Raw genomic sequence first — 12,626 nt, 5'->3', positions numbered from 1 at the left:
GTTCACGTTTCGTGAGGGTACCTGGAGGGAAAGCATGGAAGAACGCAAGAGTATGGGGGGCGCGCTGGTCGACGTGTTCGACGCTGGCCTGACCCTCGTGAAATCCGAGATCAACGCCGTGGCCCGCAAAGCCGGAGAAATCGCCAAGGCCAAGGGCATCGGCGCCGTGCTGCTGCTGGCCTCCACCGGCCCGCTGATCCTGGGTCTGGTCTTCATCATCCTGGCCGTGTTCTACGGCCTGATGCGCCTGGGCCTGGGCGCGTGGGCCGCCGCGCTGATCATCGCCCTGCTGAGCTTCGCCGTGACCGGCGCACTGATCTTCCTGGGCATCAAGAAACTCGGCACCGAGGTGCAGATGAACGAACCCCGCTCCCGCCGCTCCGATACCGACAGCGACACCGCCCCGGCCGTCAGCTCCGGCACCAGCAAGGCCATCCCCGCCACCGGCGCAGCCAGCCACATGACGCACAACGCCGGCACCCACAGCACCGGCGGCTCCACCGAGCGTGACGCCTACAACCCCAACGGCCCCCGCGTCGACATCGGGCGGGACGCCAGCAACCACGCCGCCGGCGAGAACCGCGTGACCCGCGAGGGCAGCGGCACCGCCACCGTCCGCATCGAAGGCGGCGAGATCACCGTCCCCGTGTACGAAAGCAAACCCGGCGGCGAACCCGCCAACTACGGCAGCGGCCTGAACAAGCAGATCGACGGCAGCGACGCTGGTGAAGGCCACCGCGGTGGCACCCACGGGCACCACCACGACCCCAACCTTCAGGAACCCGTCGTGCTGAAAGACGCCCCCGGCATTCCCGTCAGCACCGCCGCGACCTTCCGCGACGACATGAAAAAAGGAGGGCAGTCCTGATGGCCGAGTACCTCACGGAACGCGAGGAAGCCCGTGAACGCCTGAAAAACAGCGTGGACGCCCTGACCCAGCAGGCCAGCCTGCAGGTCAACCTGCAAAAAGACCCGCTGAAGATGCTCGGTGGCGCGTCCGCCGTGGGCGCCGTGATCGGCATGGTCGTCGGCCGGCAGTTCAAGCGCAGCAAGAAAGTGTACGTGGACGCCGCCAGCCCCGCCAAACACCAGAAAGCCCTCATGAAAGCGCAGAAGTCCCACAAGGGTAGCGGCGGCGTGGGCGGCGCACTCGTCGCCACGCTGGGCACCCTGGCCTTCAAGACCGTCATGGACCGCGTGGTCACTCCCCGCCTGGAACAGTTTGCGGACAGCATGCTGGAGAAATCCGGACAGCCAGCCGGCAGCGGTAAGCCCGCCGCGCCCGCCCGTGCCACCGGCACGCCCGCCCGTAGCGCCGCCAGCACCCTGGGCAGCGTTCCCTCCACCGCCGCCGTGAACTTCACCAAGGCCCCCGCCGGCCAGCAGACCGCGCCCGCCGCCCAGTCCGTGCAGAGCTACGCGCAGCAGGCGCCCGCCGAGGGCAGCGTGCCCCCCGCACTGGGTACCCCGGCGCACCCCGGCGTGAAACCCGCCCCGGCCAGCCATGTGGACGCCAAAGCCGTCGGCAGCCCCATCGCGCCCGACGAGATGGGCAACCCCAACCGCCGCTGAACACCGCTGCCGCCCATCCAGCAGTCCACCCATCAAAGGTGGGCTGCTTTTTGATACGCCCCGATCAGGAGTGCTAGCCTGCGGCCATGACCGCCACCCGCAGCACCCGCCAGCGCGATGTGATCACCCGCATCATGCAGGCCGCCCAGGGACCACTGGCCGTTGCCGACGTGCACGACCGCGCGCGGAGCGACCTGCCGGGCCTGGGCATCGCCACCGTGTACCGCACCCTGAAACTCCTGACCGACCAGGGCCGCATCCACCCCGTCACGCTCGACGGCGAAACCCTCTACGAGGCCAGCGGCCAGGGCCACCATCACCACTTCTCCTGCCAGGACTGCGGCCGCGTCTTCACGCTGCACACCTGCCCGGTCGCACTGCCCAGCGGCACCGTCTACCCCGGCGGATTCATTGTCCGCGCCCACGAGGTCACCCTGTACGGCCAGTGCCCCGACTGCGCGGCGCAGCCCGGCTGACCCGCCAACCACATGGCGGCCTGCCGCTTTTGCCCCGCGCTCCCGGTCTCTACGCCCTTGACCCTGGGCGGCCCGGGACGCTAGGCTGCGCGGTAGCTCCTGCGTGGAGCGACCCACTTCAGAGCGCCCGAGAGAACTGGCTCGTAGACGGCGCGGCAACCGGACCTCATCGCGTCACGGTGCCAAGGCCAGCCCATCCGCCGCGGGTCAACGATGACCGCCGGGAGGGACCAAGAGGGAAGGTCACGCGGTTGATTCGTTTCAGCGCCCCTTCTCGCAACCCACGAGCAGGGGCGCGGTCCTTTTACACAGGCGGCGTCCCACGGTCCCCACCGAGGAGGCGCACGTCATGGCGCACAAATTTGAAACGTTGCAGGTTCACGCCGGTCAGCAGCCGGACCCGACCACCGGGGCGCAGCAGACGCCCATCTACGCCACGAACAGTTACGTGTTCCAGTCCCCCGAGCACGCCGCCGACCTGTTCGGCCTGCGGGCGTTCGGGAACATCTACAGCCGCATCATGAACCCCACGAACGCCGTGTTCGAGCAGAGGGTCGCGGCCCTGGAGGGTGGCGTGGGCGCGCTGGCGGTCGCCAGTGGGCACGCCGCGCAGTTCCTGGCGATCACGAACGTCGCGCAGGCCGGGGATAACATCGTGTCCAGCCCGAACCTGTACGGCGGGACCGTCAACCAGTTCCGCGTGACCCTACGCCGCCTGGGGATCGAGGTGCGCTTCACCAGCCGTGAGGAACGCCCGGAGGAATTCACGGCCCTGATCGACGACCACACCCGCGCCGTGTACCTGGAAACCATCGGGAACCCGGCCCTGAACATCCCGGATTTCGAGGCGATCGCGGCCGCCGCGCACGCCCAGGGGGTCGCGGTGTTCGTGGACAACACTTTCGGCGCGGGCGGGTACTACTGCCAGCCGCTGCGGCACGGCGCGGACGTGGTGCTGCACTCGGCCAGCAAGTGGATCGGCGGGCACGGCAACGGCATCGGCGGCGTGATCGTGGACGGCGGCACCTTCGACTGGGGCAACGGCCGTTACCCCCTGATGACCGAGGCCAGCCCCAGTTACCACGGCCTGAACTTCTGGGAGACGTTCGGGGAGGGTAACCCGCTGGGCCTGCCGAACGTGGCGTTCATCACCCGCGCCCGCACCGAGGGCCTACGCGACCTGGGCCCCACCCTGGCCCCGCAGCAGGCGTGGCAGTTCATTCAGGGCCTGGAGACCCTGAGCCTGCGCGCCGAGCGGCACGCGCAGAACACCCTGGCGCTCGCGTCGTGGCTGGCAGCCCACCCGGACGTGGCGCGCGTCACGTACCCCGGCCTGAGTAATCACCCGCACTACGACCGCGCGCAGCATTACCTGCCGCGCGGGGCGGGCGCGGTCCTGACCTTCGAACTGCGTGGCGGGCGCGCGGCGGGCGAGGCGTTCATCCGCGCCGTGAACCTCGCGCAGCACGTGGCGAACGTCGGGGACACCCGCACGCTGGTCATTCACCCGGCCAGCACCACCCACAGCCAGCTGAGTGCCGAGGCGCAGGCGGCGGCGGGCGTCACGCCCGGACTGGTGCGCGTGTCGGTGGGCATCGAGCACATCGACGACATCCGCGACGACTTCGCGCAGGCGCTGGCCGCCGCGCTGACCGAAGCGGAAGCCGTTCAGCCGGAAGCCGCGCAACCAGGAGTGGCGCAGTGACCGCCCAGACGCACCCGGCCCAGGTCCACCTCCCGGTCCCCGCGACCGCCGAAGCGGACGACGGGACGGCCGCCACGGACCGATGTCAGGCGGGCCAGCCTGACCTGACCCCCGCCGCGCAGACTGCCCGTCTGTTCCGGCACGCGCCCCTGCTGCTCGACTGCGGACAGCCTGTGAACGACGTGACCGTCACGTACCACACGTACGGCACGCCGCAACCCACCGCCACCCTCGTCCTGCACGCCCTGACCGGCACGAGCGCCGTGCACGAGTGGTGGCCGGACTTCCTGGGCGAGGGCCGCCCCCTGGACCCCACGCGTGATTACGTGATCTGCGCGAACGTGCTGGGCGGCTGCGCCGGTACGACCGGTCCCGCCGACCTGCCCCGCGTGGCCGGGGCCGACGCGCCCCTGACCCTGCGCGACATGGCCCGCACCGGCCGCGCGCTGCTCGAACACCTGGGCGTGACCCGCGTGCGGATCGTGGGCGCCAGCATGGGCGGCATGCTCGCCTACGCCTGGCTGCTGGAATGCCCGGACCTCGTGGAACGCGCCGTGATCATCGGCGCCCCGGCGCGGCACTCGCCGTGGGCCATCGGCCTGAACACCGCCGCCCGCAGCGCCATCCGCGCCGCGCCCGGCGGGGAAGGCCTGAACGTCGCCCGGCAGATCGCCATGCTCTCGTACCGCAGCCCCGACAGTTTCGCCGTCACGCAGACCGGCCAGCGCGTGCCCGGACTGCCCGCCATCACCAGTTACCTGCACCACCACGGTGAGAAACTCCAGGCGCGCTTCTGCGAACGCAGTTACGTGGCCCTGACCGGCGCCATGGACGCCTTCCAGCCCACCGACGACGACCTGCGCACCATCCAGACGCCCACCCTGGTCGTCGGGATCAGCAGCGACGTCCTGTACCCCCCCGCCGAGGTGAAGGCCGGCGCGGCCCTGCTGCCCCGCGCCCGTTACCTTGAACTGAACTCCATTCACGGGCACGACGCCTTCCTGATGGACCCCGGCCCCCTGCCCACACTGGTCAGCGCCTTCCTGAGCGCCTGAAGGGAACGGGGCCGGTGAATCCGGTCAGTCTGGCCTGATCAGTCCGGCAGGCAGGAGCGCAGCAGCGCCGCCACCTGCGCCGCCGTGCCGGTCAGGGTGTGCCGCTCCAGCACGCGCTGGCGGGCCTGCACTCCGAACTGCGCCGTGCGGTCAGGGTGGGCCGCCATGGCCCGCAGGGCGCGCGCCAGCAGGTGCGGAACGGGCGGGACCAGCAGGCCGTCCACGCCGTCGCGGATCAGTTCGGCCTGCGCCGGAATGGGCGTGGTCACGACCGGCAGGCCCGACGCCATGGCCTCCAGCGTGACCAGCGACTGGTTCTCGGCCAGGGTGGGTTGCAGCAGCGCGTCGGCGGCGCGGTACAGGTCCGGCAGGTCCCAGCGGCGGCCCAGGAAGGTCACGTTGCGCAGGCGCAGCGCGCGGGTCAGGGTGCGGGCCGCGCTTCCCACGCTGGAATCCATGTCGCCCGCGAACACGAAGTTCAGGTCCGGAGCGTGCCGGGCCGCCAGCACGGCCGCCAGCTGGTTCTTCTCCGGTGCGAACCGGCCGGGCACCAGCACCGTGAAGCCGCTGAAGCCCAGGCGGGCGCGCAGTGCGGCGCGCCCGGCGGGCGGGGCGGGCTGGTAGCGGTCCGGGTTCACGCCGTTCGTCAGGCCGCCCACGCGGGGCAGACCCATGGTGCCCTGCAAGAAGGCCTGCCCCCACTGCGAGACGGTCACGACCGAATCGGCGCGGCGCAGGCCGCCCAGTTTGGTCGCGCGGTACACCTGCCGGTACCAGCCCTTCAGTCCGGCCGGGTAGTGGTAGTCCAGCTGATCGTGCACCACGGCCACGCGGGGGGCGCGCAGGGTGTCCAGTGCGCGGTACGTGCCGGGGTCCCAGGCCTGCACGACCCGCAGGTCGAAGCTGTTCAGGTCGGCCGTGATGGCCTTCAGGTCGTCGTACCGCCGGGCGGGCACCCCGGCCTCCCCGAAGCGGCGGGCGAGTTCATCCAGCGCCTCGCCGTGCGGCAGGAACACCGTGGGGTTCAGGCCGTGCGCGGGCAGCAGCGGCAGCACGTCCAGCAGCCAGACCTCGCTGCCTGCCACGCGCGGCGCGTCGGTCATGAACGCCACGCGGGTCGTGTGTTGCGGCGTCACTCGACGGGCTCGCCGCGCTGGAGTTTCACGGCGCGCACGAGGTTCTGGTACATCAGGGCGCTGGTCAGTGGGCCCACGCCGCCCGGCACGGGTGACTGCGCGTGCACGGGCAGGTCCGGCAGGGCGTCCCCAACGACCCCGCCGGGTTGCACGTTGATGCCGGCGTCGATCACGACGTGGTGCGGCTGCACGTGTTCCGGGCGCAGCAGTCCGGCGCGGCCCACGGCGACCACGATGGCGTTCATGGGGGCCAGCACGCGGCCCAGGTCGCGGGTGTGTTCGTTGCAGAGCGTGACGGTCGCGCCCCGGTTGTTCAGCATGAAGGTCAGGGGGCGGCCCACGGTACGTCCGGGGCCGATCACGGCGATATTCAGGCCGCGCAGGTCGTCACCCAGCGCGGCGCGCAGCAGGAAGCGGATAGAGCGCGGCGTGGGCGGCAGCAGCGCCTCGGCCTCACGCCCGGCGGCGATCAGGGCGAGGTTGGCGGGACTGAGGCCCTCGACGTCCTTGCGGGGCGCGAGTCGCAGCAGGGCGGCGTCGGCGTCCAGGCCGGGGGCGAGCGGGAGTTCCAGCATGATGCCGTGCACGCCAGGATCGGCGGACAGTTCGTCCAGCGCGGCGTGCAGGGCAGCGTCGGTCAGGGTGTCCCCCAGGTCGCGGGCGGTGAACTGCACGCCCAGGCGTTCGGCGCGGCGGGCCTTGCTGTCCACGTACACGCGGGAGGCCGGGTCGCCGCTGGCCAGCACGCTGACGAGGTGCGGGCGGAACTCCCAGGCGTGCAGGTCGGCCTTCACGCCGCGCGTGACCTGATCGGCCAGCGCCTTGCCGGTCAGGGCGCCGGTCAGGAGCGTGGGCGCAGTGGCCGTGTCCTGGGCCGGGGTGTCGTGAGCCGGGGTGTCGTGGGCCGGGGTGGGGGAATCTGGTGTGGGCATCTGGGAATCCGATCGTGAGAGGGGAGTTGGGGGGCCGGGCGGCGGGCGTCCGGGACAGCATACCGATTTGCCTGTGGGTGCGGCGGGCGGTCGTTTGACCGGGGGTGTGCTGCCCGGAACGGTAGTCGAGGTCTACAGGTGGTCTTAACCAACCGGTGTCGTTTGATGTAAAAAGGCTCATTTCGGGTGGTTTCTGATCCCCTGGGGGGGGATACGTGAAGACCTTCACAGCGGCCGCCACAGCGTAGGCCTATCTTCTGTCCAGATGGTCATTGACGCCCCCCGCCCCGCCCGCGCCCGCAGCGCAGAAGAAAAGAACCGCCGCCGGGACGACATCCTGCGTGCGGCCGAACGCCTCTGGACCACCACCGCCTACGCCGACCTGAGCATGAATCAGGTGGCGCGCGAAGCCCGGCTGGCCAAGGGCACCCTGTACCTGTACTTCGACACCAAGGAAGAACTGTTCCTGGCGCTGCTCAGCGAACACCTGAACGCCTGGATCACCCGCACCGCCGAGATTCTGCGCGAACGCCAGCCCCGCACGCCCACCCAGGTCAGCGACGCCCTGCTGGACTCCAGCGAGACCCTGACCCCGCTGCGCCGCCTGCTGGTGCTGCTGGGCACCGTGCTGGAACGCAACGTGCGCCCGGAACTGGCCACCGAATTCCGCCGCGACCTGGACGCCCAGCTGGGCCGACTGGTCGAGCACATGCCGTACAGCCCGCCCACCACGCTGCGCATCCTGCGGCACCTGTACGCCGTGGCGATCGGCTGGCAGCAGTTCAGCGAGTCCCTGCCCGGCCTGGACCCCCAGACCGGCGAACCCACCCAGGACGCCCAGTGGACCTTCCAGAGCGAGTTCGAACTGGCCCTGCGCTCGGTCGTGGATCACCTCGCCGCGCAGGACACCGCCGGACAGTAAAGCGCCGCCTTTTCAGGAGAGTGAAAGCGCCAGAACGCCGTGTGTCTGGCGCTTGACGCTTGTTTGCGGTGAACCCTGCTGCTCTGCGGCTCAGCGGCGGAACTTGCCGACCGAGACGGTCCAGTTCAGCGTGACAGGCCGGGTCGCGGCGCTGAGGTTCACGCCCGCCGCCTCACAGGCCCGCCGCGCGGCTTCCGGCACCAGCGGCAGCACGTTCAGGGTCGTGCCCAGCCGCGCCGGAAGGTACTGCACGCCCAGCGGCACGCCGCGCAGGCACGCGGGCGCGCGGCCCACGGTGAACTCCTCGTCACGCAGGGCCGGAATCACGCTGGCCTCCGGCACGACCTTCCACATGCCCGCACTCTGCCACGCGAACACGTGCCGTACCTGACACTGCCCGGCCGCGCACCACTCGCGATTCAGGACCAGCAGCGCCTGCCCGGCGCGCAGGAACGTCGCGGCCCGCACGGTCGTGAACACCGCGCCGCCCGCGCGGTTACTCAGGCCCCGCCACTCCAGGTAGTGGTTGCCCGGATCGGTCAGTTGCGTTCCGAACAGGTTCTGCGTGGCCGCCCAGTCCAGCCCCTCCTGGCGGGCGTAGGCCAGCAGGGACGCCTCGCCCGGCGCCGGCTGAAAGGACGTCATGAAGCGCCGCACGCCCTCCAGCGGCCCCAGCGCCGGGTCCGGTGCAGGCCGGGGCGGGTCCGTCTGCGCGGCCGCCACGCCCGTCAGGAGCGCCGCGCCGCCCATCACAGCGAAAAGAAGGTCACGTTTCAACACTGCCCTGTTCATAGCGCCTGCACTCTGACCGGAACCTGACGGAAGGCAGGGCGCGGCGGGTCACGCGGGGTCTGTCTGCCTGTGCGCGGCAGGGGCGGCCCGGCGCGGCGCGTATCCTGCGCTGGTATGCGCGTAGTACTGAAACTCGGCACCAGCGTCCTGACCGCCGGCACGGACCGCCTGCACCGCCCCCGACTGGTGGACCTGATGCGCGGCCTGGCCGCCGTGCGCGCCGCCGGGCACGAGGCCGTCCTGGTCACCAGCGGCGCCGTCCTGGCCGGCTGGGAGGCGCTGGGCTTCCCGCCGCGCGACCGCACCCTGGCCGAGAAGCAACTGCTGGCCGCCGTCGGGCAGGGCCGCCTGATGCACACGTACGCGCAACTGGCGGACCTGTACGGCCTGCCGGTCGCGCAGGTCCTGCTGACCGCCGACGACTTCCGTGACCGCACCCGCTACCTGAACGCCCGCACCACCCTGGACGCCTGCCTCGCGCGGGGCGTCATGCCGATCATCAACGAGAACGACGCCGTCGCGCTGGAGCAGATCAAGGTCGGGGACAACGACACCCTCTCGGCGTTCGTGGCGAACCTGACCGAGGCGGACCTGCTGGTCATCCTGACCGACGCGCCCGGCCTGTACACCGCCGACCCCCGCAGCGACCCCACGGCCACACTGATCCCGATCGTGGAACGCGTGACCCCGGACGTCTGGGCCCGCGCCGGAGGGGCCGGATCGCACCGCGGCACGGGCGGCATGCACACCAAGATCCAGGCGGCTGAGATCGCCACGCGCGCCGGCACCCCCGTCGTGATCGCGCCCGGTGACGCGCCGGACGCCCTGGTCCGCATCGTGGGCGGCGAGGCCATCGGCACCCGCTTCCTGGCCGCCGGCACCCGCCTGGAAGCCCGCAAACGCTGGATTCTGGCCGAGATCGCCGCCGGGCGCGTCCTGCTGGACGCCGGGGCGGCCCGCGCCGTCCGCGAACGCGGCGGGAGCTTGCTGCCTGCCGGGATCACGCAGGTCGAGGGCACCTTCCGGCGGGGGCACACCATCCGCCTGATCGACCCGGACGGCCACGAGATCGCGCGCGGCCTGACCCGCTACGCCTCGGCGGACCTGACCCGCCTGGCCGGGCACCACTCCCGCGACATCGAGGGCCTGCTGGGCTTCACGTACGGCCCGGAAGCCGTGCACCGCGACGACCTCGTGCGCCTGTAATACGGACTCCGATTGAACGGCCTGTCAAGCCGTTCAATTCACCTGTACTTGTACTTGCCGCCGTCAGGCCCCCACAGTCGGCGCCCGTCGGCGGCGCTCCGGGCCCGCGCCTGTGCGGGCGCACGCGGCCCACACGCAGCGCCCGCAGCGCCGCCTATACTGCCGTGCGTGCTGTTGCCCATGCTCTCCATCCCGCTGCTCGCCTCCCAGCTGACCATCGCCGACCCCGCCGGAGACGCGCGCGGTGACGGCGGGTACATCCTTCCCACCCGGCCTGCCGTCACGGCCGAGATGCTGGACCTGCGCGCCTTCGCCGCCGACAGCAGCGGCGACACCATGCGCTTTACCGTCAGTTTCGGGCAGATGGGCAACCCCTGGAACGCCCCCAGCGGCTTCAGCGCCGGCGTCACCGATATCTTTATCAAGGGTGCGCTGGGCGGGCAGCAGGTGCTGGCCGATACTGGCCTGCGCGTCCGCGAGCAGGGCGGCTGGCAGTACCACCTGCGAGTCACGGGCACCGGCGCCACCCTGCACGAAGCGAACACCCTGGGCACCCTGACCACCCGCGCCGCCCCGACCGTGCAGGTGCAGGGCACCAGCCTGATCATCGACACGGCCGTGCCCACCGGGAACTACGGCTACTGGGTCACTAACAGCGTGTACACGCCCCTGTCCGCGGGCGGACTCCTGAAACCCGGGCCGGGCACCCAGCCGACCGCGCTTCAGGCCGGCCGGACTGGCGCACCCACCCCGGTCGACGTGCTGGCCGCCGCCGGGGACACGCAGGCCTTCACGAACGACACCCTGGCCGCCGTGGGCGAAACGCGCGACTGGGTCAGCATCGCCCTGATCGTTCTGGGCGGCCTGGGACTGCTGATCACCGTGATCGCCACCGCCGTCGTGTGGCGCGGCCCGTCCCGTTCATGACCGCCGCGCCCCGCGCCCTGATTCCCGCGCCGCTGCTGATCCTGACCGCCGCCGTCCTGTGGGGCCTGCTGGGCATCCTGGGCAAGCAGGCGCAGGCGGCCGGGATCGCCCCGCTGGAAGTCGCGTTCTGGCGCGCCGCCCTGGCCGGAGGGCTGTACGCGCTGCACACGGCCGTGATCCGCGCGCCCCTGCCACGCGGCCGGGACCTGCTCGTCACGGCCGCGTTCGGCGTGGCGGGCGTCAGCGTGTTCTACGGCAGTTACCAGCTGGCCGTCCGGGCGGGCGGCGCGAGCCTCGCCAGCGTGCTGCTGTACACCGCGCCCGCCTTCGTCGCCCTGATCGGCTGGGCGGCGTGGCGCGAACGCCTGGGCCGGCGCGAGGCCCTCGCCATCGGCGGCACGCTGGGCGGCATCGGCCTGATCAGCCTGGGCGGGGGGCAGGGCGTGACCGTCAGCCCGGCCGCGCTGGGCCTGGGCCTGACGGCCGGGTTCACGTACTCGCTGTACTACATCTACGGCCGCGCCTTCTTCGACCGGTACGCGCCGCCCGCGCTGCTGGCCGTCGCGCTGCCCGTGGGGGCCGTGTGCCTGCTGCCGTTCGTGACGTTCAGCGCCAAGACCGCGCCCGCCTGGGGCAGCCTGATCGCCCTGTCGTTCTTCAGCACGTACCTGGCGTACCTGGCGTACAGCGCGGGCCTGCGCCGCCTGAACGCCACGCGCGCCAGCGTGATCGCCAGCCTGGAACCCGTCGTGGCCGCCGCGCTGGCCGCCGCACTGTTCGGAGAGCGTCCCGCGCCACTGGCCCTGCTGGGCGCCGCCCTGGTCATCGGGGCCGCCCTGCTGCTCAGCCTGCAACCCGCCGAGAAGCACCCGCCCGTGGAGTGATACGGACTCGGATTGAATGGCTCTGTAAGCCATTCAATCCGAGCGGATGCGAGTGGGAGAGAAACGCCCCTCCGGGCGTGGAGTTGGCAACCCGGTGCGTTTCCGGGTTGTCAACGAAACAGACGGAATCCGTATGACGCTGCCCGCTTAGGCCAGTGCGGCGTTCAGTTCGTCGCGGAAGGTACGGGCGGCCTGCACGCTGGCCGGTACGTCCAGACCCCGCGCGTACTGCACGCCCCGGCTGGCGCTGGCCAGCGCCCCGGTTCCGCCCGCATCGAAGGCGGGGGCCAGTTGCGCCGCCGTGGCACCCTGCGCGCCCAGGCCCGGCAGCAGCAGCAGGGCGCGCGGCATCCGGGCGCGGAACGCCGCGAGATCCTGCGGGTGCGTGGCGCCCACGACCGCGCCGACACTGGCGTACTCGCCGTCCTCGGCGGCGTTCAGGCGCGTGATCTCGTCGGCCACGCGTTCGCTGACGCCGTGCCCCTGAAGGTCCGCCTGTCCGGGGTTGCTGGTCTTGACCAGCACGAACACCGCGCCGCCACTGACGCGGGCCGTCTCCACGAACGGCGTCAGGGTCTCGAAGCCCAGGAAGGGATTGACGGTCAGGGCCGTGCCCGCGTGCCGTCCGGTCAGCCAGCCCTGCGCGTACGCCTGCGCGGTGCTGCCGATATCGCCGCGTTTGGCGTCCAGCAGCACGGGCAGGCCCAGCGTGCGGGCGGCCGCGCACACGTCCTCCAGAATGCGCATTCCTTCCAGGCCCAGCGCCTCGTAGAACGCCAGTTGCGGCTTGACGCACGCGGCGTACGGTGCGGTTGCCTCCAGCACGTCCAGCGTGTGGGCGCGCAGGTGCGCGGCGTCTCGGTACTCGCCTAGGCGGGGGTCCAGGCCCACGCACAGGCGGGTGTTCAGGCGGCGGGTTCGGTCGGTGACAGCCTGCGCAAAGTTCATCGGGTCCGAGGCTACCGCATCTGCCCTCCGGCCCGTCCACGCACCCTGACCGGACGCCCCCGCGCAGACGC

At 71.5% G+C, this 12,626-nt stretch carries 13 protein-coding genes; 9 read left to right on the top strand and 4 right to left on the bottom strand.

Annotated elements, in window-relative coordinates; all coding sequences use genetic code 11:
* Positions 1-34: 34 nt before the first annotated feature.
* From M8445_RS14910 to M8445_RS14890, 5 genes are all read left to right on the top strand, one after another.
* Positions 35-868, top strand: a complete 834-nt coding sequence (locus M8445_RS14910; protein ID WP_273988762.1) for a phage holin family protein — start codon at positions 35-37, stop codon at positions 866-868.
* Positions 868-1,572, top strand: a complete 705-nt coding sequence (locus tag M8445_RS14905; protein ID WP_273988760.1) for a hypothetical protein — start codon at positions 868-870, stop codon at positions 1,570-1,572. Before M8445_RS14910 ends, M8445_RS14905 begins: the two co-directional genes overlap by 1 nt.
* A gap of 86 nt (positions 1,573-1,658) precedes the next feature.
* Positions 1,659-2,048, top strand: a complete 390-nt coding sequence (locus M8445_RS14900; protein WP_273988759.1) for a Fur family transcriptional regulator — start codon at positions 1,659-1,661, stop codon at positions 2,046-2,048.
* A 349-nt stretch (positions 2,049-2,397) separates the two neighbouring features.
* Complete coding sequence (locus M8445_RS14895) at positions 2,398-3,753, top strand: O-acetylhomoserine aminocarboxypropyltransferase/cysteine synthase family protein (RefSeq protein WP_273988757.1); 1,356 nt, start codon at positions 2,398-2,400, stop codon at positions 3,751-3,753.
* Complete coding sequence (locus tag M8445_RS14890; RefSeq protein WP_273988756.1) at positions 3,750-4,808, top strand: homoserine O-acetyltransferase family protein; 1,059 nt, start codon at positions 3,750-3,752, stop codon at positions 4,806-4,808. The genes M8445_RS14895 and M8445_RS14890 overlap by 4 nt, the downstream gene beginning before the upstream one ends.
* Positions 4,809-4,846: 38 nt before the next feature.
* On the opposite strand, the gene M8445_RS14885 is transcribed toward M8445_RS14890, so the two are convergent.
* Both M8445_RS14885 and M8445_RS14880 read right to left on the bottom strand, forming a co-directional pair.
* On the bottom strand, positions 4,847-5,944 hold the full coding sequence (locus tag M8445_RS14885; protein WP_273988755.1) for a glycosyltransferase family 4 protein: 1,098 nt from the start codon (positions 5,942-5,944) through the stop codon (positions 4,847-4,849).
* Positions 5,941-6,876 carry a bifunctional 5,10-methylenetetrahydrofolate dehydrogenase/5,10-methenyltetrahydrofolate cyclohydrolase gene (locus tag M8445_RS14880; protein ID WP_273988753.1) on the bottom strand — a complete coding sequence of 312 codons (936 nt, stop codon included), beginning with the start codon at positions 6,874-6,876 and terminating at the stop codon, positions 5,941-5,943. Before M8445_RS14880 ends, M8445_RS14885 begins: the two co-directional genes overlap by 4 nt.
* 265 nt (positions 6,877-7,141) lie before the next feature.
* Here M8445_RS14880 and M8445_RS14875 point away from each other — a divergent pair, with 265 nt between their 5' ends.
* A complete protein-coding gene (locus M8445_RS14875; protein ID WP_273988752.1) occupies positions 7,142-7,798 on the top strand; it encodes a TetR/AcrR family transcriptional regulator in 657 nt (218 codons plus the stop codon).
* Positions 7,799-7,888: 90 nt separating this feature from the next.
* On the opposite strand, the gene M8445_RS14870 is transcribed toward M8445_RS14875, so the two are convergent.
* On the bottom strand, positions 7,889-8,578 hold the full coding sequence (locus M8445_RS14870; RefSeq protein WP_273988751.1) for a hypothetical protein: 690 nt from the start codon (positions 8,576-8,578) through the stop codon (positions 7,889-7,891).
* 126 nt (positions 8,579-8,704) lie between these two features.
* On the opposite strand from M8445_RS14870, the gene proB reads away from it, so the two are divergent.
* The 3 genes from proB (at position 8,705) to M8445_RS14855 (ending at position 11,607) form a co-directional block, all read left to right on the top strand.
* Positions 8,705-9,796, top strand: coding sequence for a glutamate 5-kinase (gene proB, locus M8445_RS14865; RefSeq protein ID WP_273988749.1), 1,092 nt, complete (start codon positions 8,705-8,707; stop codon positions 9,794-9,796).
* A 168-nt stretch (positions 9,797-9,964) separates the two neighbouring features.
* On the top strand, positions 9,965-10,723 hold the full coding sequence (locus M8445_RS14860; RefSeq protein WP_273988748.1) for a glucodextranase DOMON-like domain-containing protein: 759 nt from the start codon (positions 9,965-9,967) through the stop codon (positions 10,721-10,723).
* On the top strand, positions 10,720-11,607 hold the full coding sequence (locus M8445_RS14855) for a DMT family transporter (protein ID WP_273988747.1): 888 nt from the start codon (positions 10,720-10,722) through the stop codon (positions 11,605-11,607). The genes M8445_RS14860 and M8445_RS14855 overlap by 4 nt, the downstream gene beginning before the upstream one ends.
* 147 nt (positions 11,608-11,754) lie before the next feature.
* On the opposite strand, the gene pyrF is transcribed toward M8445_RS14855, so the two are convergent.
* Positions 11,755-12,555: an orotidine-5'-phosphate decarboxylase gene (gene pyrF / locus M8445_RS14850; protein WP_273988746.1), complete on the bottom strand. Its 801-nt coding sequence runs from the start codon at positions 12,553-12,555 to the stop codon at positions 11,755-11,757.
* Positions 12,556-12,626: the final 71 nt, after the last annotated feature.

The sequence above is a fragment of the Deinococcus aquaticus genome, from assembly GCF_028622095.1.
Classification (GTDB): domain Bacteria; phylum Deinococcota; class Deinococci; order Deinococcales; family Deinococcaceae; genus Deinococcus; species Deinococcus aquaticus.
The sequence above is the reverse complement of the archived record's forward strand: the minus strand, read 5'-3'. Positions and strand labels throughout refer to the sequence as shown.

Excerpts from the sequence above, each read along its gene's own strand:
- M8445_RS14910 (WP_273988762.1), top strand. The coding sequence starts at position 35 with ATGGAAGAACGCAAGAGTATGGGGGGCGCGCTGGTCGACGTGTTCGAC.
- M8445_RS14905 (WP_273988760.1), top strand. The coding sequence starts at position 868 with ATGGCCGAGTACCTCACGGAACGCGAGGAAGCCCGTGAACGCCTGAAA.
- M8445_RS14900 (WP_273988759.1), top strand. The coding sequence starts at position 1,659 with ATGACCGCCACCCGCAGCACCCGCCAGCGCGATGTGATCACCCGCATC.
- M8445_RS14895 (WP_273988757.1), top strand. The coding sequence starts at position 2,398 with ATGGCGCACAAATTTGAAACGTTGCAGGTTCACGCCGGTCAGCAGCCG.
- M8445_RS14880 (WP_273988753.1), bottom strand. The coding sequence starts at position 6,876 with ATGCCCACACCAGATTCCCCCACCCCGGCCCACGACACCCCGGCTCAC.
- M8445_RS14875 (WP_273988752.1), top strand. The coding sequence starts at position 7,142 with ATGGTCATTGACGCCCCCCGCCCCGCCCGCGCCCGCAGCGCAGAAGAA.
- proB (WP_273988749.1), top strand. The coding sequence starts at position 8,705 with ATGCGCGTAGTACTGAAACTCGGCACCAGCGTCCTGACCGCCGGCACG.
- M8445_RS14855 (WP_273988747.1), top strand. The coding sequence starts at position 10,720 with ATGACCGCCGCGCCCCGCGCCCTGATTCCCGCGCCGCTGCTGATCCTG.
- pyrF (WP_273988746.1), bottom strand. The coding sequence starts at position 12,555 with ATGAACTTTGCGCAGGCTGTCACCGACCGAACCCGCCGCCTGAACACC.